The 21,158-nt window shown below is 73.6% G+C and carries 20 protein-coding genes; 12 read left to right on the top strand and 8 right to left on the bottom strand.

The features are described from left to right. The first annotated feature begins 357 nt into the window (after positions 1-357). Positions 358-1,755, top strand: a complete 1,398-nt coding sequence (gene eccD, locus AB0H83_RS46410; RefSeq protein WP_360108507.1) for a type VII secretion integral membrane protein EccD — start codon at positions 358-360, stop codon at positions 1,753-1,755. A gap of 451 nt (positions 1,756-2,206) precedes the next feature. Here the strand turns inward: eccD and AB0H83_RS46405 are convergent, their stop codons facing one another. The 3 genes from AB0H83_RS46405 to AB0H83_RS46395 all read right to left on the bottom strand — a co-directional run bounded on the left by AB0H83_RS46405 (position 2,207) and on the right by AB0H83_RS46395 (position 5,358). Next, on the bottom strand, positions 2,207-3,328 hold the full coding sequence (locus AB0H83_RS46405) for a S8 family serine peptidase (RefSeq protein WP_360108504.1): 1,122 nt from the start codon (positions 3,326-3,328) through the stop codon (positions 2,207-2,209). 141 nt (positions 3,329-3,469) lie between these two features. Beyond that, entirely contained in the window at positions 3,470-4,132 is a 663-nt protein-coding gene (locus AB0H83_RS46400) for a hypothetical protein (protein ID WP_360108500.1), read from the bottom strand. Continuing rightward, entirely contained in the window at positions 4,129-5,358 is a 1,230-nt protein-coding gene (locus AB0H83_RS46395; protein ID WP_360108497.1) for a type VII secretion protein EccE, read from the bottom strand. Before AB0H83_RS46395 ends, AB0H83_RS46400 begins: the two co-directional genes overlap by 4 nt. 249 nt (positions 5,359-5,607) lie before the next feature. Here AB0H83_RS46395 and eccB point away from each other — a divergent pair, with 249 nt between their 5' ends. From eccB to AB0H83_RS46380, 3 genes are read left to right on the top strand one after another with little or no spacing between them, the layout of a single operon-like run. Next, a complete protein-coding gene (eccB, locus tag AB0H83_RS46390; RefSeq protein ID WP_360108494.1) occupies positions 5,608-7,194 on the top strand; it encodes a type VII secretion protein EccB in 1,587 nt (528 codons plus the stop codon). A 39-nt stretch (positions 7,195-7,233) separates the two neighbouring features. Further along, on the top strand, positions 7,234-7,593 hold the full coding sequence (locus AB0H83_RS46385; protein ID WP_360108491.1) for a hypothetical protein: 360 nt from the start codon (positions 7,234-7,236) through the stop codon (positions 7,591-7,593). Further along, the gene (locus AB0H83_RS46380) at positions 7,583-8,779 is read left to right on the top strand and encodes a hypothetical protein (protein ID WP_360108488.1); all 1,197 of its coding nucleotides are present in this window, start codon (positions 7,583-7,585) and stop codon (positions 8,777-8,779) included. The genes AB0H83_RS46385 and AB0H83_RS46380 overlap by 11 nt, the downstream gene beginning before the upstream one ends. A 154-nt stretch (positions 8,780-8,933) precedes the next feature. Here AB0H83_RS46380 and AB0H83_RS46375 read toward each other — a convergent pair whose 3' ends face one another. Then, entirely contained in the window at positions 8,934-9,158 is a 225-nt protein-coding gene (locus AB0H83_RS46375; protein ID WP_360108485.1) for a hypothetical protein, read from the bottom strand. Here AB0H83_RS46375 and AB0H83_RS46370 point away from each other — a divergent pair. Together AB0H83_RS46370 and AB0H83_RS46365 are read left to right on the top strand one after the other, a co-directional pair. Then, a complete protein-coding gene (locus AB0H83_RS46370) occupies positions 9,157-9,303 on the top strand; it encodes a hypothetical protein (protein WP_360108482.1) in 147 nt (48 codons plus the stop codon). The genes AB0H83_RS46375 and AB0H83_RS46370 overlap by 2 nt on opposite strands. A gap of 73 nt (positions 9,304-9,376) precedes the next feature. After that, a complete protein-coding gene (locus tag AB0H83_RS46365) occupies positions 9,377-10,222 on the top strand; it encodes a trypsin-like serine protease (RefSeq protein ID WP_360108479.1) in 846 nt (281 codons plus the stop codon). A 72-nt stretch (positions 10,223-10,294) separates the two neighbouring features. On the opposite strand, the gene AB0H83_RS46360 is transcribed toward AB0H83_RS46365, so the two are convergent. The 4 genes from AB0H83_RS46360 to AB0H83_RS46345 all read right to left on the bottom strand — a co-directional run bounded on the left by AB0H83_RS46360 (position 10,295) and on the right by AB0H83_RS46345 (position 15,294). After that, positions 10,295-11,773, bottom strand: coding sequence for a S8 family serine peptidase (locus AB0H83_RS46360; RefSeq protein ID WP_360108476.1), 1,479 nt, complete (start codon positions 11,771-11,773; stop codon positions 10,295-10,297). A gap of 115 nt (positions 11,774-11,888) precedes the next feature. Continuing rightward, a complete protein-coding gene (locus AB0H83_RS46355) occupies positions 11,889-12,632 on the bottom strand; it encodes a succinate dehydrogenase/fumarate reductase iron-sulfur subunit (RefSeq protein ID WP_360108473.1) in 744 nt (247 codons plus the stop codon). After that, positions 12,632-14,569: a fumarate reductase/succinate dehydrogenase flavoprotein subunit gene (locus AB0H83_RS46350; RefSeq protein WP_360108470.1), complete on the bottom strand. Its 1,938-nt coding sequence runs from the start codon at positions 14,567-14,569 to the stop codon at positions 12,632-12,634. Before AB0H83_RS46350 ends, AB0H83_RS46355 begins: the two co-directional genes overlap by 1 nt. Next, positions 14,566-15,294 carry a succinate dehydrogenase cytochrome b subunit gene (locus tag AB0H83_RS46345; RefSeq protein ID WP_360108467.1) on the bottom strand — a complete coding sequence of 243 codons (729 nt, stop codon included), beginning with the start codon at positions 15,292-15,294 and terminating at the stop codon, positions 14,566-14,568. Before AB0H83_RS46345 ends, AB0H83_RS46350 begins: the two co-directional genes overlap by 4 nt. A gap of 72 nt (positions 15,295-15,366) precedes the next feature. On the opposite strand from AB0H83_RS46345, the gene AB0H83_RS46340 reads away from it, so the two are divergent. The 6 genes from AB0H83_RS46340 (at position 15,367) to AB0H83_RS46315 (ending at position 20,920) form a co-directional block, all read left to right on the top strand. Further along, entirely contained in the window at positions 15,367-16,311 is a 945-nt protein-coding gene (locus AB0H83_RS46340) for a LysR substrate-binding domain-containing protein (RefSeq protein ID WP_360108464.1), read from the top strand. Continuing rightward, positions 16,308-17,399 (top strand): type VII secretion target, encoded by a 1,092-nt coding sequence (locus AB0H83_RS46335; protein ID WP_360108461.1) that lies wholly within the window; start codon positions 16,308-16,310, stop codon positions 17,397-17,399. The genes AB0H83_RS46340 and AB0H83_RS46335 overlap by 4 nt, the downstream gene beginning before the upstream one ends. Then, positions 17,396-17,581 (top strand): hypothetical protein, encoded by a 186-nt coding sequence (locus AB0H83_RS46330; RefSeq protein ID WP_360108458.1) that lies wholly within the window; start codon positions 17,396-17,398, stop codon positions 17,579-17,581. The genes AB0H83_RS46335 and AB0H83_RS46330 overlap by 4 nt, the downstream gene beginning before the upstream one ends. Before the next feature lie 115 nt (positions 17,582-17,696). Further along, the gene (locus AB0H83_RS46325; protein ID WP_360108455.1) at positions 17,697-18,533 is read left to right on the top strand and encodes an undecaprenyl-diphosphate phosphatase; all 837 of its coding nucleotides are present in this window, start codon (positions 17,697-17,699) and stop codon (positions 18,531-18,533) included. A 233-nt stretch (positions 18,534-18,766) separates the two neighbouring features. After that, complete coding sequence (locus AB0H83_RS46320; protein WP_360108452.1) at positions 18,767-19,699, top strand: RNA ligase family protein; 933 nt, start codon at positions 18,767-18,769, stop codon at positions 19,697-19,699. An 18-nt stretch (positions 19,700-19,717) separates the two neighbouring features. Next, positions 19,718-20,920: a cysteine desulfurase-like protein gene (locus AB0H83_RS46315; RefSeq protein WP_360108449.1), complete on the top strand. Its 1,203-nt coding sequence runs from the start codon at positions 19,718-19,720 to the stop codon at positions 20,918-20,920. Positions 20,921-21,158 lie beyond the last annotated feature (238 nt).

Here is a 21,158-nt window from a genome sequence, read left to right as displayed (position 1 = left end):
AAACTGAGCCCATGGTTCGCGGCCCCTCCGCTCCGCTCCGGACCGCTCACGCCGTCACCTCCGCTACGCTCCGGACCGCTCACGTGTCTCCTCCTGTGCGTCGCGGCGCCTCGAGGTCCGCCCGGGGGCGTCCAAGGTCCGTCCGGAGGTCCGGGCGGCTCCGCCCGGGGTCGGGCGGCATCGCTCGGAGACCGGACGGCTCCGCCCGGGGGGCGGGCGGCTCCGCCCGGGGGTCGGGCGGAGGGACAGGCGGGGGCACCGCGTGATGGGGCCATCGTATGTAGTCTGCCCAGGACGTGATGCCCCGCGTCCGACGGGCGGGGCGGGTCCGGCACGACCGACGAAGGGATCCGTAACGTGGCCACTACGACCGGCGGCGGCATGAGCCGGGTGACGATCGTCGCACCGAAGACCCGGGTCGACCTCGCACTGCCTTCGGACGTGCCACTCGCGGACCTGCTGCCCACCGTGTTGCGGTACGCCGGTGACGGCCTCGCCGACGACCCCGCCGGACGCGACGGCTGGGTCTTGTCCCGCCTCGGCGGCGCGCCTCTCGCCATCGACCGGTCGCCGATGCAGCTGGACGTCGAGGACGGCGAGATGCTGTACCTGCGACCCCGCGGCGACGAGTTCACCGAGCCCATCTTCGACGACGTCGTCGACGCCGTGGCCACGTCCACCCAGGAGCGCGCCGGCCGCTGGCGGCCCGCCTCGACCCGCCGCTTCGGCCTCATTGTCGGCGTCGCGACCCTCGCCGTCGGCGCGGTCATGGTGCTGTTCTCCGGCCCGCCGCAGCTGCCCGCCGGCATCGTCGGCATCGGCGTCGCCGCCCTGCTGCTGGCCGCGGCCGCGGTGCTGTCCCGCGCCCTGCGCAACAGCCGCACCGGCGTCGTGTTCGGCGTGGTCGCGCTGGCGTACGCGGGCGTCGGCGGCCTGCTGGTGCTCGCCGGCGACCGCAGCCTGACCGACCTCGACGCCGCCAACGTGCTCGTCGCCGGCACCGCGGTCCTGCTCGCCTCGGCGGTCGCCACCGCCGGCGTGGCCAGTGCCGTCGCCGTGTTCCTCGGCACCAGCATGACCGCGGTCGCGCTGTGCGCCGCCGCGCTGGTCTGCATGATCTGGGACGCGTCCCCGGCCGCCGCGGCCGCCGTCGTGGCCGCCCTGGCCTTCTCGACGCTGCCGCTGATGCCGATGCTGTCGTACCGCATGGCCGGCCTGCCGATCCCGTCGGTGCCGACCGACGCCGCCGACATCCGCACCGACACCGAGATGGTGTCGAGCCGCCAGGTCCTCGCCCTCAGCGAGCGCGCCGACGAGATCCTCGCCGGTATGCTCGGCGCCCTGGCCGTCGTCGGCGGCCTGGCGTCGCTGACGCTCGCCTGGGACGGCGGCCTGCCCGGCGCGTCCCTCGCCGCCGTGTTCGGCCTGGTCATGGTGGCCCGGGCGCGCTGGTTCATCAGCCGCCGGCAGCGCATCCCGTTGCTCGTGTCGGGCCTGGTCGCCCTGGCTGTCGTCGCGGTCGGCGCGTACGCCGCCGCCGACCAGGTGCTGCGCCTGGCGGTCGGGGTGACCGGGACGCTCGCGGTCGCGGCGGCGGTCATCGCCTACGCGGTGGTGGGCGCGGGGAAGCGACGCTCGCCGATGTGGGGCCGGGCCCTGGACATTTTCGAGACGATTTTGATCCTGGCGATCATCCCGCTCGCGTTCTGGGTCAGCGGCCTGTACGGCTGGATCCGCACCATCCGCGAAGGCTGACCCCACCATCCGCCGGCCGGCGCTGACAACGACGGCGTGCCGGATCATGAGGACCGTGATCGAAGGAACGGAATGGCCACCCAGATGACCATGACCATCCTTCGATCACGAGCCGCTCGCCACCGCCGCAACAACCGGCTCGGGAGCATAAGGCTGCGCCAGGCAACCCCGGGGGCATGAGGATGGCCACGGGGCGACTTGGATCATGAAGGCCTTGATCGAAGGAGCGGAATGGTCACCCGGATGACCAGCGCCGTCCTTCGATCATGAGCCGCTCGCCACCAGCCGCAACAACCGGTGACCGCGACCGGTGAGCGCCGCCGGTGAGCGCCGCCGGCGAGCCCCACGGTGACCGGCGGCGGGGAGCGCCACGGTGACCGGCGGCGGGGAGCGCCGCAGCGGCCGGTGACCGCTGACCGGCGGCTGGTGACCGGCGGTCGGTGGGGTTTTGTCAGGGCCGGCGGCGCAGCAGCAGCCAGCCGGCGAGCACCGCGACCAGCAGGACCACGAACCCGGCTCCCGCGGCCACCAGCACGAGGTCGACCCCGCCGTCTCCCTTCCCGCCGGCGGCCCCGGTGGTCGGGGACGCGGCCAGCAGCGGGTTGGACGGCACCGCGGGTACGTCGGTGGTGAGGGCCTTGACCAGGTTGAGCCGGCCGTAGCCGTAGTCGGGATCGCGGCCCGGGGCGCCCGCGTCGTCGGCGGTGGCGATGAGGCGCTGGATCACGTCCTTCGCCGGCAGCTGCGGGTACTTCGCCCTGATCAGGGCCGCGGCGCCGGACACGACCGCGGTGGCGGCGCTGGTGCCGTCGGAGCTCGGGTAGTAGCCGACGACGCGGCCGCCGCCGGACGCGGAGATGACCGGGATGGCCACGCCGGGGGCGGTCAGCACGACCTCGGGGCCGCGGATCGCGCCGGCCCAGGCGTTGCCGTCGCGGTCGATCGCGGAGACGGCGACCACGCCGGGGAACCGGGCCGGGGCCAGGACCCCGCTGCCGGACGGGAACTGCGAGGCGTTGCCGCTGCCGGCGATGACGATGACGTCGTGGTCGAGGGCGTACCGGACCGCGTCCTCGGCGGTGCGCTCGATCACGGTGCCGCCGGTGGAGATATTGATCACTTTCGCGCCGTGGTCGACGGCCCAGCGGATGCCGTCGGCGATGTTGGTGGCGCCGACGGCGGTGCCGCTGGCGGAGATGCGTACCGGCAGGATCTTCGCCTTCGGGGCGATGCCGAGCAGGTGGTCGGCGCTGCCGCCCTTGGCGGCGATGATGCCGGCCATGGACGAGCCGTGGCCTGCGTTGTCGGTGCGGAACGAGCCGGGCTCGCCGACGAACGACGTGCCGTCCAGGACCTGCCCGTCGAGGTCGGGGTGGGTGCCGACGCCGCTGTCCAGGACGGCGACGACGACGCCGTCGCCCGCGGTGACCTGCTGGGCCGCGGCGACGTCGAGGGTCTTGAGATACCACTGCCGGTCGCGCATCATCTCGGCCCAGGCCGGCTGCACGGCGAGCACCGGCGCGGCGGCGACGAGGACGGCGGCGAGGACCGCGGCCTTACGGACCGCACGCATCTGCGACTCCCGTGCTGTCGGGGCGCCCGCGAACACAGGCCGCCGAAAAGGACCCGCGCGCAGGCTGCCGAAAAGACCCGCGCGCAGGCCGCCGGAAAGACCCGCGCGCAGGCCACCGGAGAAGGCCGGGCCGCGGCAGCGTCACTGCGGCCCGCCGAAGAGCTGCTGCTCGACCTGGGTCGTCGCCAGCCGCAGGTACCGCCATGTCCCCGCCTGGTACACGACGAGCCCGTCGGGCGGGGTGGCCTGCAGCGTCGCGGCCTGCATGGCGTCCAGGCGCATGAGGGTCGCGGCGGCGGCGAGCTGCCGCTCGGTCAACCGGCGCAGGATCACGGCGTCGGCCTCGAACAGCGACTGCGCCACATACTCGCCGAACCAGCCGGCGACGGTCAGCAGCGCCTGCCACGGGCCGAGGTCCGGCACGCTCAGCGGGTGCCGTTCGGCCACGAACAGCACCGGCGCGGCGACCGTGCCCGGCAGGTCGAGCGTCTGGTACGGCGGCGCGGCGCGGAACAGGTCGGGCCGGCCGGTGACGGACTCGCCGAACCCGTTCCACAACGGCTCGTCGGGGGTGTGCACGACGACCCGCGCGCCGACGGCGAGGGCGCGCAGCATCAGCAGCCGCTCGACCCAGCCGCGGTCGATGAGCAGCACCCGGGTCGGCTGCGCGCGGAACAGCTGCAACGTTACCGGATTCTGGTGCTGGTCGAAGCCCAGGACGATCCCGCCGGGCTCGGTGCCGAGCGAGACGCCGCCGACGACGGCCTGGTCGCCGGTGAACTCCAGGCCCGCACGCCGCCTCACAGCGTCCCCCCGCCCGTCGGCGCCGACGCGTAGACGGCGGGCTGGTGCTGGCCGTGCATCGGCCGCAGCTTGACGCCCAGCGTCTTGGTGTACTCACGCACGGTGCCGATGGCGGCGGCGAGGTGCTCCGGCGGGGCCATGACCCGCACCACGGTGCGCAGCCCGACCTCGACGCCTCGGCGGGCGGCGACGACCGACACCACGAGCTGGCCGGTGGGGATGGTCATCAGCGCCTGCACGGCCGCCGGGTCGAACGGCGCCGGCCACTGCTCGACCTCGAACGCGACGTGCTGCCGGGTGCCGGCGAGCCAGCCCTGCCAGCGCTCGCGGGCGGCGATCGGCGCATCGGCGGGCAGGCCGTCCAGCCCGCACGCGGTGCGCACGGCGCCGGACAGCGCGGCGGCGTCGAGGATCTGGTAGGTGATGCCGGCGGTGTTGAGGGCCTTGCCGAGCCGCCCGGCCATCGCGGCCAGGGCACGGTGCACGCCGTCGACGCCACCGCCGCGGTCCGCGGCCGCCTCGATCGCGTCGGCGGCGTCGAGCCGGGCGGCGACCCAGGTGAGGTGCGCGGCGGGGCCGGTCTGCCGGCCGGTCGTCATGGCGAGCAGCTCCCGGTAGGAGCTCGCGGCGGGGCTGTTGGGCCCGGGACCGGCGGCGGGCGCCGGGGTGCGCAGGCTCACCAGCTGCAGCGCCGACGGCTTGGCGGTGCCGTCGTCGAGCAGGCGCAGCAGGCGGTCGAGGCGCAGCGCGGGCCGGATCGTGCCGAGGACCTCGTCGGCGCCACCGACGGCGATGGCGATGAACCAGCCGTCGCGGTCCTGGCCGATGCCGAGCTCGGTGCCGCGGTCGTCGTAGCCGTACACCTCGAAGGCGGGTGCGGGCAGCGCGTCCGGCCCGGCGTTGCGGCGGCGGCGCATCGCCGAGCGCAGGCCGAGCGCCTGATACGCCCACCGGCCGCCGGAGCGGCTGAGGCCGGCGGCGAGCGCACCCGCGGCGACGGCGGCGCCGACGCCGATGGGGACCGGGCCGCCGGCGAACACGGCCGCGCCGACCGCGACGGCGGAGACCTCGATCGCGACGAGCTGGGCGGTGCCGAACTCGCCGGGGCCGCCGGGGGCGGGGCGCAGCCGCCGCGCCGGGGTGGGCCGGTCCGGTGGGCGAGCGCCGGGAGTGGGGCGGGGGCCGCCCGTCGCCGGTGGCCTGCCCTGTGCCGTTGCCGATGTCACCTGTTCCCGTGCTCCCTCCGCTGCGTTGCGCCCGCCGAGAGGTATCCGGTCCGAGCCGAGGCGCCCACAGTGTACGGGCGGGACCGCCCCCGCGCGGTCCTCGGGACCTCGGGCCGGGACGGCGGCAGGCGCGAACGGCGTCCGCCGGACGCGGTCACCGGCGCGGACCAGGACCAGTTACGATCGCCACTCGGTGAGGCGCCGCTGACGGCGGCGCGCGGCACGGCGGCAGTCGGGGAGGCGCCAAGCATGGTCGCGCGATACGAACAGGTGCGGGCGTACCGGTTCGTCACGCGCCGGATCGTCTCGGCGATGCTGTCCGGCGAGCCGGAGAGCAACGAGCTGCCGGTGCGGCGGCTCGGGATGTCGTTGTTCGGCAGCCTGCTCGTCGGCATGATCGTGCTCGCCGTCGTCGGCGTCTACGGGTTCATCAACCCCTCCGGCGGCAAGCCCGCGGAGAACGACATCGTGATCGAGCGCGAGAGCGGTGCGCGGTACGTGTTCATCGAGGGCCGCCTGCACCCCGTGCTCAACTTCACGTCGGCCCGGCTGATCGTCGGCAACCCCAGCCCGAAGGTGCGCACCATGTCGCACAAGTCGCTGGTGAACCTGCCGGTCGGCCCGCCGGTGGGCATCCGGGACGCGCCTGACCCGCCGCCGCCGAAGAACGCGCTGCTCGGCCTGCCCTGGAACGTGTGCGGCGTGCGGGTCACCGGCGCCGGTGAGGCCGCGACGCAGCTCGTCATCGGCCGCACCCCGTCCGGTGGTGTGCCGCTCGGTGAGCAGGCGCTGCTGGTGTCGACCTCGACCGGCAACGATCTTCCCCTGTACCTGCTGTGGCACGACCACCGGCTGCGCATCGCGGACCGCACGACGCTGACCGCGCTGGAGCTCGCGTCGATCACGCCGATGCGGATCGACCCGGCGCTGCTGGACGCGGTCACGGCCGGCCCGGACCTCGCGGCGCCGCGGCTGCCCGGCGCGGGCCAGCCGAGCCCGAAGAAGATCGCCGGCGCGAACGCCGACGTGGGCGCCGTGTACCGCTCCGGCCAGCAGTACTACGTCGTGACCCGCACCGGGCTGGCCGCGATCGGCGCGGTCTCCGCGGCGCTGCTGCTGGCCAACGGCAAGCCTGCGGTGGAGATCTCCGCCACGCAGACGGCGCAGGTGCTCGACACCACGCCGGTGGAGCCGGAGGGCTTCCCGCAGACGAAGCCGGCGATCCGGGCCGACACCGCCGACACGACCCTGTGCGCGCAGTTCGGCACGGCCGCGGCGGGCGGGCGGGGCACGCCGGCGCTGGCGCTGTACGGGCCCGGCTCGGAGCAGCTGACGCTGGACCCGGACCGGTCCACCGTGCGCACCGCCACGACCGCCGACCAGGTCACGCTCGCCGAGGGCCACGGCGCGCTCGCACAGGCGCTGCCCGGCGGGGGCGCGCAGGCGACCGGCACCGTGTACCTCATCACCGACCAGGGCATCCGGTACCCGTTGCAGGACACGGGCGAGGTGAAGGCGCAGGCGGCGCTCGGGTACGAGGGCGTGACGCCGGTCGGCGTGCCCGCGAGCCTGCTGGCGCTGGTGCCGCGCGGCCCGACGCTGGACCCGGAGGCGGCCCGCAAGTTCGTGGCCCCCGCGGCGCCGGCGGCCACCACGAAGGCGCCGGCGCCCGCGTCCAGCACCGCCAAGCCGCCGTCCTCGGCGCCGCCGAGCAAGGCCCCGTCGAGCCCGGCCACGTCACGGTCCGGACGGCGGGCGCCGCAGGCCAGGCGCGGCGAGCGGCGGTGGCGTCGATCGGATAGGGTCGATTTCACTGGTATCGACCCAGTAGCCTGACAGAGCGGCACCGAAGAAGAGGACCGAAACGGGGGTCTGATGGGCGACGGCACGAACAGAGTCGACCTCCTCACTCTTGAGGAGTTCCGCAGCCGGCTCGACGGCCGGTTGGACGATGCCAAGGAGCTGGTGCGGAAGCTCAACTCGATGAACAAGCCCGCGCTGGGCACGTTCCTGGACGCGAAGGCGACCGGCGCTGACTACGACCGCGTGCACCGCCAGCACGTGCAGCGGGCCACCCGGCTGGTGTCGGCGATCGAGGCGGCGCAGAGCGCGACGGACAGCATCATCCGCAACTACAAGACCACGGAGTCGCGCAACGCGGCCAGCCAGGCCGAGATCAGCCAGGCGTTGGGCGATGTCACCCTCACGCTGGAGGGCCGCAGCGATGGGCAATGAGTACACGGCGCACTATGCGGGCAAGAGCCACCGTGAGCTCTACGACCAGCTCATGGCGGGCGACCCCGGCCAGGTGGAGGGTGTCGCCGCCGACTGGCACACCGCGTCGACCACGGCCCGGCACATCGCCGGCGAGATCGAGAAGGACCTGCTGAAGCTGGACTGGAAGGGCGACGCGGGCCAGGAGTACCGGCACCGCCTCGGCCTCGTCAGCACCTACTCCGGTGGTCTCGCCGACGACCAGGGCGAGGTGAAGAAGGCGCTCAACACGATCGGCGCGGCGCTGCGCACCGCGCAGAAGAACGCCGACAACCCCGAGGAGACCGACGACAACGACAGCATGTGGGGCGGTACCGCGATCGGCGGCGCCACCTTCGGGCTGCCCGGTGCCCTCGTCGGCGGCTATCTCGGCCACGAGCGCGACGAGCAGCAGAAGGAGGAGGCCAAGGAGCGGATGGTGAAGCTCATGGCCGACCTCGCCGTCGACTACGCGGTCAACAACAGCACGATCCTCGAGCCGCTGCCGCCGCCGATCGGGCTGCCGGGCGGCGACCCGGGCAACAACGCCGACCCGAAGGGCGGGCCGGGCGGCTCGACGCCGCGCAACGGTCCCGGCGTCAACACGTTCGGCAACGGCAAGACCCGCACCACCGACATCGTGGGGCCGGTGTCGACGGGCCCCGGTGACGGCAGCGGCAGCGACCCGTCGCAGACCGTGGTCGGGCAGCAGCCCACCGGCACGTCACTGACCGGTGTCGAGACCGGTGTCGTCGGCGCGGGCGCGCTCGTCGCCGGCACGGCCCTCGCCGGGCAGATCCTCACCGTCGGTGGCGGCCCGGCCCTCGGCATCAGCACCAGCCTCGCCAGCAGCGTGCCGCCCGGCGGCGTCCTCGGCCAGCCCGGCGCGGGCCGCGGCGACGGCGGTGCGACCACGGGTCAGCGCGGCTCCGCCGGTAACCTGCGGGAGAGCACCGGCCGCGCCGGCCGCATGGGGGTCCCGGGTCGCGACGGCATGTTCGGCCAGCAGCGGGGCACGGGCCCCGCCGCCCGCGGCAACGGCGACGGCGACGAGGACGAGCGCTACGACACCTGGCTCACCGAGGACGACATGGTGTGGGGCGACGACGACAGCGCCCCGCCACCGGTCCTCGGCGGCAGCGAACCGCCGCCACCGGCGGCGAGCTGAGCGGTCTGATCGAGCTGAGCGGCGCCCGGGTCTCCCGGCCGCCGCTCAGCGCTTTCACGGCGCGGTCTGCGGGGGCGGCTCAGGCAGGCACGGCGCTCAGGCAGGCACGGCGCTCAGGCAGGCACGGCGCTCAGCGCGCCGGGGCGGCGGCCCGTCAGGTGGTCCAGGGCGGCGGCCGCGGCGGCAGGTGCACGACGAGCCGCTGGTCGTCGTCGGCCGGGAGGTCGAGGGTCTCGTACGCCAGCCGCAGCTCCCCCACCTCCGGGTGCACCAGCCGCAGCACCCCGTGCGCGAGCGGCAGCCCCGGCAGCGTCGCCACCCTGCTGGCGAGCGGCTCACCCGCCGTCACGCTGACGGCCCACGAGCCGGCACCGGACATGCTGGTGCTGCCGCTCGGCCCGAAGGGCGGCGCCGGCTGGGGGCCGGGCTTCGGCCTGCTCGGCGCCGGGGAGACCGCCGAGGCCAAGGGCGCCGACCTGTTCGTCGAGTACCACCGCGCCCTGCTGAACCTGGATCCGGCGTAACACCACGGCGGGCCGGAGCGCTGGTTCTACTGCAGCGCACGCTGCACGTACCGCTCATGGAAGGGCTCCGCATGTGAAACGTCTACGCCGTACCCTGGCCGCCGCCCTGGCGACGGCCGCAATCGTGCTCGCCGGGGCGCTCCCGGCGCAGGCGGTCACCGGCGGCCTGCCGGACGGTGACCTGCACCCGAACGTGGGCATCATCCTGTTCTATGACGGCGACGGGCGGTTCCGCTGCTCGGCGACGCTGATCTCACCGACGGTGCTCATCACCGCGGCGCACTGCACCAGCGGGACGCTCGGCTCGACGCTCGTCTCGTTCGACTCGGTGATCGCGGAGGAGCCGCCGAGCCCGTTCCCCGTGGCCGCCGACCCGGCCACCGGGTACACCCCGGAGGAGCTCGCCGCCGCCGGGTACCTGTCCGGGACCGCGCTGACCCACCCGGAGTACTCGGACTTCACCGACCTCGACAACTGGAACGACGTCGGGATCGTCGTGCTGGACGAGCCGGTCAGCGGGATCACGCCGGCGACGCTGGCGCCGACCGGCTACCTGGACGGGTTCGCCCAGCCGGTGCTCAACGGCACCGTCTTCACGGCCGTCGGGTACGGCACCGAGGTGCGCAAGCCCGAGTCGGGGCCGCAGAAGCCGCAGCCGATGAGCTACCCGCTGATCCGGCGCTACACCACGGCGCCCGGGCAGAAGCTCACGCCGCAGATCCTGCAGCTCAACGGCAACCCGAACGACACCAGGGGCGGCGGCGGGACCTGCTTCGGCGACTCCGGCGGCCCGATCTTCCTCAACGGGTACCTGGTGGCCGTGACCAGTTACGGCTACACGCAGAACTGCCGGTACCTCGGCGGGTACCAGCGGGTCGACATCCCCGTGGTGCAGAACTGGGTCGACGCCGTGGACTGAGCCCCCATCGTGCCGCGACCGCGGCGGCCCGGCGGCTGGACGCGCTCCAGCCGCCGGGCCGTTCGTCGTTCGCTACCTGACGGCGTTGTAGGCGTCGACCTCACCGGCGCCGTAGAAGCCGTTGCGGTTGCCGCCGGTGCAGGTGGCCTCGTAGCCGGGCAGCGCCGGCACCGGGTTGTAGACGCCGGCCGGGCAGGGCAGCGCCTCGGCGGTGCGCTCGAGGGTGGCGGCGAGCGCGGCCGGGGTCAGGCCGGGGTGGGCCGACAGGGCGAGCGCCGCGACGCCGGCGGCGTGCGGGCCGGCCATCGACGTACCCTGCTTGTAGCCCCAGCCGTTGGTCTTCGTCACCGTGTTGAACGTGGTGGACAGCACCGCGTCGGTGCTCGTCGACACGGCGCCGCCGGTACGGAAGCGGGCGTCACCGCCGGGTGCGGTCACGTCCACGACGCCCTGGCCGTAGGAGGAGTAGTAGCTCTTCAGCCGGGTCGGGCCGACCGCGGAGACGGTCACCACGCCGGGCGCCTCGGCCGGCAGGTCCAGGCAGGCGCCGGTGATGGTGCGGTCCTCCACCGGGAAGCTGCCGTCGTTGGGGCTGCCGCTGTCGACGAACTTGTGCTGCAGGTCCACGTTGGAGTTGCCGGCGGAGGCGACGGTCAGCACGCCCTTGCTCTGCGAGTACCGCAGCGCACGCTGCACGGCGATCCAGACGGGCCGCTGCCGCTCGTCGTTGCGGCAGTTGAACTCCCACGGGTCGATGAAGTAGCTGTTGTTGGTGATCTGCATGCCGTGCTCCGCGGACCACAGGTAGGCGCAGACGGCCGCCTCCGGGTAGATGTACCCGTCGTCGTTGACGACCTTCACCGAGGCGACCTTGACCCCGGGCGCGACCCCGGCGACGCCGACGCCGTTGACGGCCGCGGCGATCGTGCCGGCGACGTGGGTGCCGTGGTCGGAGGTGGTCGGGTTCCATGCGGCCTCGGTGGTGTCGACGACACCGCCGAGACACGATGCGCTCTTGTCCTTGGCGATCTGGGTCGCGAGGTCGGGGTGGGTACTGGAGATGCCGCTGTCCAGGACGCCGACGACGACATTCGCGCTGCCGGTCGTGACGGTGTGCGCCTGCGGCACGCGGATCTGGGTCATGTCCCACTGCCGGCTGAACAGCGGCTCGCCGGTCGGGTCGCCGGTGGCCTGCTGGGCCGCCGACTCGACGGTCTCCACGGTGGTGTCGTCGTCAATCGATGTGCCCAGGCCGGTGGTCGAGGCGACCGAGTCGACCCCGGCGCCCGCGACGGCGGTCTGGAACGCGGGGTTGGTCGAGCGGGCCACGAGGACCCCGATCTGGTCGTACTTCGCCACGACCACGCCGCCGGCCGCGGCGACCCGGGCGGCCGCCTTCGCGGTCGAGTGGCCCTGCGGCGCGAGGACGATGAACGTGGTGTCCGGGCCGACGGCCACCGCGCGTGCTGGTGACACGGCGTTGACCAGGGCCCCGGCACCGAGCGTCGCGATCGACGCGACCACCAGTGCCTTACGACGAGAAAGTCTCACGGTGTTCCTTCCGTCGGACTGTCCGGCGACGGGCCCGTCGTCGTGACAGGCCCGCCGTCGGAAACAGCGGAAGGGCGGCCCGGAGCGTTACGTCCCGTCCCCTCGGGCAGCGGGCTCAGCGCTTGGTGACGGCCTTGCGGTAGTCGGCGTTGAGACGGCCGATGAGGGTCAGCGGGATGCCCTTGGGGCAGACGGTGGTGCACTCGCCGGTGTTGGTGCAGCCGCCGAAGCCGGCCTCGTCGTGCGCCTCGAGCATGCCGACGACGCGGGTGTCGCGCTCCGGCTGGCCCTGCGGCAGCAGGCCGAGGTGGCCGACCTTCGCCGCGGTGAACAGCATCGCCGAGCCGTTCGGGCACGCCGCGACGCAGGCGCCGCAGCCGATGCAGGTGGCGGCCTCGAAGGCGGCGTCGGCGTCGGCCTTCGGCACGGGGGTGGCGTGGGCGTCGGGGGCCGCGCCGGTGGGTGCGCTGATGTAGCCGCCGCCCTGGATGATCCGGTCGAACGCGCCGCGGTCCACGACGAGGTCCTTGACCACGGGGAACGCGGCGGCCCTCCACGGCTCGACGTCGATCGTCTCGCCGTCCTTGAAGTGCCGCATGTGCAGTTGGCAGGTCGTGGTAGCGCGGGACGGGCCGTGCGCCACCCCGTTGATCATCATGCCGCACATGCCGCAGATGCCCTCGCGGCAGTCGTGGTCGAACGCGATCGGCTCCTCACCGTCGAGGATGAGCCGCTCGTTGAGGACGTCGAGCATCTCCAGGAACGAGGCGTCCGGTGAGATGTCCTCCACCAGATAGGTGACCATGCGGCCCTCGTCGGAGGGGCCGGTCTGGCGCCAGACGCGCAGCTTGAGGTTCATTACTTGTAGCTCCGCTGGCTCGGGTGGACGTATTCGAATTCGAGTGCTTCCTTGCGCAGCACGGGCGGCTCGCCGGTGCCGGTGAACTGCCACGCGGCGACGTAGGAGAACTCGTCGTCGTGGCGCAGCGCCTCGCCGTCGGGGGTCTGGCTCTCGGCGCGGAAGTGCCCGCCGCAGGACTCGGCGCGGTGCAGGGCGTCGACGCACATGAGCTCGGCGAGCTCGAAGAAGTCCGCGACGCGCCCGGCGCGCTCCAGGTTCTGGTTCAGCGTCTCGCCGGTGCCGGGGACCTTGACCCGGGTCCAGAACTCCTCGCGCAGCGACCGGATGAGGCTGATCGCCTTGGTGAGGCCCTCTTCGGTGCGTTCCATGCCGCAGTACTCCCACATGATGTGGCCGAGCTCGCGGTGGAAGGAGTCGACGGTACGGTCACCGTCGACGGACAGCAGGCGCTGGATGCGCTCCTCCACAGTGGAGCGTGCCGCGGCGACGTCCGGGTGGTCGGCCGACAGCGCGGGGAACGGCCCGGCGGCGAGGTAGTCGTTGATGGTGTTGGGCAGCACGAAGTAGCCGTCGGCGAGGCCCTGCATGAGCGCGGACGCGCCGAGCCGGTTGGCGCCGTGGTCGGAGAAGTTCGCCTCGCCGACGACGAACAGGCCGGGGATCGTGGACTGCAGGTCGTAGTCGACCCAGAGCCCGCCCATGGTGTAGTGCACCGCCGGGTAGATGCGCATCGGGGTGACGTACGGGTCGTCACCGGTGATCCGCTCGTACATCTCGAAGAGGTTGCCGTACTTGGCCTCCACGGCGTCGCGGCCGAGCCGGGCGATCGCGTCGGCGAAGTCGAGGTAGACGCCGAGGCCGCCGGGGCCGACGCCGCGGCCCTCGTCGCAGACGTTCTTCGCGGCGCGGGAGGCGATGTCGCGCGGCACGAGGTTGCCGAACGAGGGGTAGATCCGCTCGAGGTAGTAGTCGCGCTCGTCCTCGGGGATGTCGGCGGGGGCGCGGTCGTCGCCGGCGCGGACCGGCACCCAGACCCGGCCGTCGTTGCGCAGGGACTCGCTCATCAGCGTGAGCTTGCTCTGGTGCGCGCCGGACTCGGGGATGCAGGTCGGGTGGATCTGCGTGTAGCACGGGTTGGCGAACAGGGCGCCCTTGCGGTGGGCCCGCCACGACGCGGTGACGTTGCAGCCCTTGGCGTTGGTGGACAGGAAGAACACGTTGCCGTAACCGCCGGAGGCGAGCACGACGGCGTCGGCGAACTCGGTGGTCACGGCGCCGCTGACGAGGTCGCGCACGACGATGCCGCGGGCCTTGCCGTCCACGACGATGAGCTCGAGCATCTCGTGCCGGGCGTGCATCTCGACGTTGCCGAGCGCGATCTGCCGTTCGAGGGCCTGGTAGGCGCCGAGCAGCAGCTGCTGGCCCGTCTGGCCGCGGGCGTAGAAGGTGCGCGACACCTGGGTGCCGCCGAAGGACCGGTTGTCCAGCAGGCCGCCGTACTCGCGGGCGAAGGGCACGCCCTGCGCGACGCACTGGTCGATGATGTTCACCGACACCTGCGCCAGCCGGTACACGTTGGACTCGCGGGCGCGGAAGTCCCCGCCTTTCACGGTGTCGTAGAAGAGCCGGTAGACGGAGTCGCCGTCGTTGCGGTAGTTCTTCGCCGCGTTGATGCCGCCCTGGGCCGCGATGGAGTGCGCGCGGCGCGGGCTGTCCTGGTAGCAGTAGGACTTCACCTTGTAGCCGGCCTCGGCGAGGGTCGCGGCGGCGGAGCCGCCGGCCAGGCCGGTGCCGACGACGATGATGCTGAGCTTGCGCCGGTTGGCCGGGTTGACCAGCTTGGCGCCGAACTGGCGGCGCTCCCAGCGGGTCTCGATCGGCCCGTCGGGCGCGGCCTGGTCGGCGATCGGCTCGCCTTCGCTCCACAGCTTCACTTGATCGCTCCGATCGTGACGGCGAACGGCACCGACAGGTAGCCGACGACCAGGACGAGGGACAGGGCGAGCGCGATCGCACGGGCGCGGCGCTCACCGCGCGGCGTCTGCTGGCCCAGGGTGCGCAGGGCGCTGAAGATGCCGTGGCGCAGGTGGAAGCCGACGGCGACGACCGCGAGGGTGTAGAAGAGCGTCACGTACCAGCGCGACGGTGCGAAGTCCGCGACGACGTTGGCGTGTGGGTGCTGGGCGTCGCCGACCGGGTTCACGGTGCCGGTGGTCAGGTCCAGGATGTGGAAGATGACGAACAGCAGGATGATGACGCCGCCCCAGCGCATCGTGCGGGCCGCGTAGCTGCCCTGCACCTTGGGCCGGTGCGCGTAGCGGACCGGGCGGGCGAGCCTGGCCCGGCGGGCGAGGATCACCGCGGCGGCGATGTGCCCGACGACGGCGGCGGTGAGCACGGCCCGCTGGATCCACAGGTACCAGGTGTGCGGCAGCAGCGGGGTGCCGATGTCGCGCAGCCAGTGCGCGTAGTGGTCGAAGGCCTCGGCGCCGACGAAGATCTTCAGGTTGCCGGCCATGTGCGCGAACAGGAAGAGCACGAGCAGCAGGCCGGTGCCTGCCATGAGGAGCTTGAGGCCGACCGACGACCGGCGCTTCTTCGGTTTGGCCTTCGGTTTGGCTGAGGCCCGGGTGTGCCTGACCGCTGTATCTACCGCCACCCGATCGACGCTAAGGACGGCCGATTTCATTCGTCCAATGCATCATGTACGCAGTGTCGATAGCCATAGGCTATGAGAATGCAGCTACAACAACTCCGATACTTCGTGTCCGTGGCCGAATCGGGACATTTCACGCGGTCGGCCGAAGCGCTCGGCGTGAGCCAACCAACACTGAGTAAACAAATTCACACCCTTGAGGCGACGCTCGGCGCGCCCCTGTTCGACCGCTCCCGGGGCGGCGTCATGCTCACCACCGCCGGCGAGACCCTGCTGCCCCTGGCCCGCCGGATGGTCGCCGACGCCGACGCCGCCCGCGACGCCGTACAGGAGGTCGTCGGCCTGCGCCGGGGCCGGGTCCGGGTCGGCGCCACCCCCAGCCTGTGCACGTCGCTGGTGCCGGCGGTGCTGCGCCGCTTCCACGCCGCCCACCCCGACATCGCCCTGCACGTCGACGAGGGCGGCTCGCAGGACCTCGTCGCCGGGCTCCTCGCCCATCAGCTCGACCTGGCACTCATCGTCGCGTCCGCGCACGGCACCGACCCGGCCCTGGACGTCGTGCCGGTCCTGCGGGAGGACCTCGTCGTCGCCTCCGTGCACCCGCTGCCGGCGTCGCTGACGCTCACCGACCTGCGCGACACCCCCATGGTGATGTTCCGCATCGGGTACGACCTGCGCGACGTCACCATCGAGGCGTGCCGGCAGGCGGGCTTCACCCCCCGGTACGCGGTCGAGGGCGGCGAACTGGACGCCGTGCTCGCGTTCGTCGAGGCCGGCCTCGGCGTCGCCCTCGTGCCCGGCATGGCCCTGGTCAACCGGCCGCTGCTGCGGGCCACCGCCATCGCGCCGCCCGGCGTGCACCGCACCATCGCCCTGGCGCACCCGCGCGGCGCGGTGCTGTCCCACGCCGCCCGGGCACTGCGCGCGATGCTGCTGGAACAGACCGTGCAGACCCCCGGAGTGCGGCGCGTGCAAGCGCTAGAGTCCCCGGCAACCGAGGTCAGGGGGAGGCCGGGGTGAGCGATTTCTACGTCGATCCGAGCGGGCTGCGGGCACTCAGCGGGCTGCTCACACGGGCGGCCGGGGACGCCCGCGACACGTTGGACTACACGCGACGGCACTGCACACTGCGCTGGGACCAGCGGGGGCTGCTGATGCTCGTCGCCGACCCGCACGGCAAGGCCTACGGGCGGGTCACCGGCGCCCTGGACCGGTTGCGGGACCTCGGCGACGGCGCCGCCGGCCAGGTCGCCCGCGCCGCCGACGGGTATGCGGCGGCCGACCACGCCACCGCCGCCGCACTGGACGCCACGTATCCCGGCGCCGCCGACCCGCGCGGGCTGCGCGGCACGCTGCACCAGTCCCGGCCCGATCTGCTGCCGGCCCGGCCGCCGTTCACCGACGCGGGCCAGGTCGCGCTGCCGGCGCCGAGCTACGTGCCGCAGACCGGCGCCTTCTCGCTCAACCCGCTGACCGACCTGCTCAGCCCGGCCGCGTGGATCCGGCAGGTGGCGGTCTGGCTCTTCGGCACCGACCCGTTCGAGCCGTGGCTCATGGCGTACAGCGGCGACTGGCGCGCCTACGAGCACTGCATGCACGCGTGGCCGCACATCGGCGCCGCCGCGACCGCGTTCGGCGGCAACCTCGTCACCGGCGCCGCCGACACCGCGAGCGCGTGGCGCGGCCGGGCCGCCGAGGCGGAGCAGGAGTTCCAGCTACTGCTCGGCGGCGCCGCGACCGCGCTCGGCGTGGCCTGCGACGAATACGCGCGGCTCTACCCGAAGGCCGTCGACGCCTGCCACCAGCTGTATGCGGCGACCGGCAACCTCGTCGGCCAGCTCGTTGACGCGCTCATCATCGTCAACGTCGCCGGCATCGTCGGCACCGCCACCATCGAGACCGGCGTCGGCGCCCTCACCGGCTACACGGCGGCGGCCTATTACACCTGGCAGGCGTACAAGCTGTATCAGGAGATCTCCCGGCTGTACGGGATCGCCGAGACCACCTTCCGGCTCCTCGCGGCGCAGATCGAGGCGGTCCAGGCGGGCGCCGAGGTGACCCGCCTGCCGTCCGTCGAGCCGTACCGGCACCCGGCGCTCCCCCGGTGACCGCCGACCCGGTGGCCTTGGCGTTGCTGCGCCGGCTGGCTGAGCTCCGCCCGCCGGACGACCCGCTGCACGCCTTCGCCGCGACGGTCCTGTCGGGCGAGGCGACGCTGCGGGCGGCGGCCCGGCATCCCGCGTTCACGGAGGCACTCGAGCAGGGGGTCCGCCGCCTCGACCGTCCATGACGTACGCCCGCTCGGCCGCGGCCGGCCCGGCGGCGGCCGGCCCGGTACCTGAGCGCGATGCCCGGCGGCCGGCACTTAGGATCGTGCGGGCGGCGGCGGCACGAGAGGGGATCCCGTGGAGATCTGGCAAGCGGTCGTGCTCGGCGTCGTAGAGGGCGTGACCGAGTTCCTGCCGGTCTCCTCGACGGGACACCTGACCATCACCGAGAAGCTGATGGGCATCCCGATCGACGACAAGGGCGTGACCGCGTTCACCGCGGTCATCCAGGTCGGGGCGATCATCGCGGCGATCATCTACTTCCGCAAGGACATCGGGCGGTTCATCGCCGGCTTCGTGAAGGGCCTGCGCAGCGCCGAGGCGCGGCGGGAGACCGGCTGGAAGATGGCGATCAACGTCATCATCGGATCGCTGCCGATCGCGGTCGTCGGGCTGCTGTTCAAGGACCTGATCGAGGGCGAGCTGCGCAGCCTGTGGTTCGTCGCCGGGGCCCTCGTGGTCTGGAGCCTCGTCATGGTCCTCGCCGAGCACCTTGCCACGCAGACGGTCGGCGAGGAGGACCTCACCTGGAAGGACGCGCTGATCATCGGCCTGGCCCAGTGCATCGCGCTGATCCCCGGGGTGTCCCGCTCCGGCGCCACGATCAGCGTCGGGCTGCTGCGGCACCTCGACCGGGTGACCGCGACCCGGCTGTCGTTCTTCCTCGGCATCCCCGCCCTCGCCGCGGCCGGGCTCCTGGAGGGGGTGCAGCGGGCCGGCGAGATCAGCGAGACGGTCGGCTGGGTGCCGGCGGCGATCGGCACGGTCGTCAGCTTCGTGGTCGCGTACGCGTCGATCGCCTGGCTGCTGAAGTTCGTCGCGACCAACTCGATCGCCACGTTCGTGTACTACCGGGCCGCGCTCGGCGGCATCATCGTCGCCCTGCTGTGGGGCGGCGTCATCAGCGCCACCTGACGCCCTCGCGGGGCGGCACGGGCGGGCGCGGGCGGGCGCGGGACGGCGCGGGCGGGCGCGGGACGGCGCGGGCGGGCGCGGGACGGCGCGGGCGGGCGCGGGACGGCGCGGGGCGGCGTCCAACCGGCGGCGCGGGGCGGCGTCCAACCGGCGGCGCGGGGCGGCGTCCAACCGGCGTCCAATCAGCGGCTAAACCACGCGACGACCGCGGCGCCGGTGGTGATACTGCTGCGATGCGGCACCTGGCGTACCCGAAGATCCCGACGGCGAAGCAGCTCGGCAGCGGCCGCGGCGGCGGCACCTGGATCGCCACCGAGAAGGTCCACGGCGCGCAGCTCGTCGTCGCCTCCGACGGCCGCCGCACCCGGGTCGGCAAGCGCAAGGCATGGCTGGCCGACGACGAGCCGTTCTTCGGCTGGCAGCTGCTGCGCGCCGGGTTCGAGCAGGCCGCGCGGGCCGCCCTCGCCGACGGCGCCGCGGCGGTGCGCATCTACGGCGAGCTGTACGGCGGTCACTACCCGCACCCGGACGTGCCGCCGGTGCCGGGCGCGTCCGCGGTGCAGACCGGCGTCTGGTACTGCCCGGACGTACGGTTCGCCCTGTTCGACGTGCTCGACCACGCGGACCCGGACGACCCCGGGACGTACCGGACGTACGCGGCCGTCGCCAAAGTCGCCGAGGCCGCCGGGCTCGACGTCGTGCCGCGGCTCGGGCGCGGCACCCGGGCGTCGCTCGACGCCGTGCCGGTGCGGTTCCAGACCCGGGTGCCGCAGCTGCGGGGGCTGCCGCCGCTGGACGGCAACCTCGCCGAGGGCCTCGTGCTGCGCCCCGACGCGGCGCTCGCCCCGCAGGACCGCACGGTCGTCAAGGTGAAGATCGACGAGTTCGACGAGCAGCGGTTCGGCGAGAGCCTGCCCTGGGACCCGTACACCGGACTCACCGTCGAGGAGCTGGCCCGCATCGCCGCGGCGATGGTGAACCCGCCCCGGATCGCGAGCGCCCGGTCGAAGGTCGGGGCCGCGCCCGGCGCGCTGTCCGACGAGGTCGTGCTGGACGTGCTGGTCGACCTGTCGGAGGCGTACCCGGCGGCGATGGCCGCCCTCGACCCGGCCGGCCAGGCGGCGCTCGAGGACGCGGTGCGGCGGGCCACGCACGGGCGGCGCTGAGACCGCTATCGTCCCCGTATGCCGTTCGACGTCGTACGGGCCCGGCGGGCGTACCCCGCACTGGCCGAAGGATTCGTCCACTTCGACGGTGCCGCCGGCACCCTGGTCGCGGAGCCGGTCGCGCGGGCCGTCGCCGGGGTCCTCGGCGGTGCCGTGAGCAACCGGACCACCGCGTTCGAGCCGGGCCGCCGCGCGCTGCGCATCGTCGAGTCGGCCCGCGCCGCCGTCGGTGACCTCCTCGGCGCCGACCCGGCCGGCGTGGTGTTCGGCCCGAGCGCCACCGCACTGACGTACACCGTCGCACGTGGCCTCGCCGAGCAGTGGCTGCCCGGCGACAACGTCGTGGTGACCCGGCTCGACCACGACGCAAACGTGCGCCCATGGGTGCAGCTGGCGCGGCGCAAAGGCGTCGAGGTGCGGTGGGCGGCGTTCGACGCCGGCACCGGGGCGCTGCCCGTGGAGGTGTTCGCGCCGCTCGTCGACGGCCGCACGAAGGTGGTGGCGGTGACGGCGGCGAGCAACGCGATCGGGACCCGCCCCGACGTGGCCGCGATCGCCGCGCTCGCGCACGACGCCGGCGCGCTGGTCTACGTCGACGGGGTGCACGCGACCGCGCACCTGCCGGTCGACGTGGCCGCGCTCGGCGCCGACTTCTACGTCACCAGCGCCTACAAATGGTCCGGCCCGCACCTGGCGGCGTGCGCCGCGGCGCCGCGGCATTGGGAGCGCACGGCGATGCTGAAGCTGCTGCCGTCCTCCGACGCGGTGCCGGAGCGGTTCGAGCTGGGCACGCCGAGCTTCGAGCTGCTCGCCGGGGTCGAGGCGGCGGTCGGGTTCCTCGCCACGCTCGACGACGACGCCACCGGCTCACGCCGCGACCGGGTGCTGCGCTCGATGGCGGCGGCCCACGAGTACGAGCTGGGCCTCTTCGAACGGCTGCTGGACGGGCTGCGGGCGGTGCCGTCGGTGCGCATCCTGCCGGCGCCGGCGGGTGGCTGCCCGACGGTGTCGTTCCGGGTCGGCGATCAGGACCCGGCGCGGACCGCCGAGCTGCTCGGCCGGAAGGGCATCTGCGTGTTCTCCGGCGACTACTACGCCGCGGAGTACTTCATCGCGATGGGGCTGCGCAAGTCGGGCGGCGCGGTCAGGGCCGGCATCTACCACTACACGACCGCCGACGACGTGGACCGGCTCGTCGCCGCGGTGGCCCAGGTGCGGTAGCCACCACCGCCCCCGCGCACATGACTGAGGCCGGTCACCGTGTCCGGTGACCGGCCTCACGCCAGGGGCTGTGGGCGTGTCAGTTGGAGGCCATGCCGAGTTCGCCGGCGCCGCCGGTGCTGATCTGGGTGGCGGAGGCAAAGGCGGTGTCGATCTGGGCGCGCAGGGCGTCGATCTGGCTGAACTCGCTGGCGGTGTAGGACTCGGAGCCCTCGGCGGCGAACACGCTGTCGGTCTC

Origin of the sequence: Dactylosporangium sp. NPDC050688 (assembly GCF_040654515.1) — a bacterium.
Classification (GTDB): Bacteria; Actinomycetota; Actinomycetes; order Mycobacteriales; family Micromonosporaceae; genus Dactylosporangium.
This window is presented reverse-complemented; position numbering and strand designations above follow the sequence as displayed.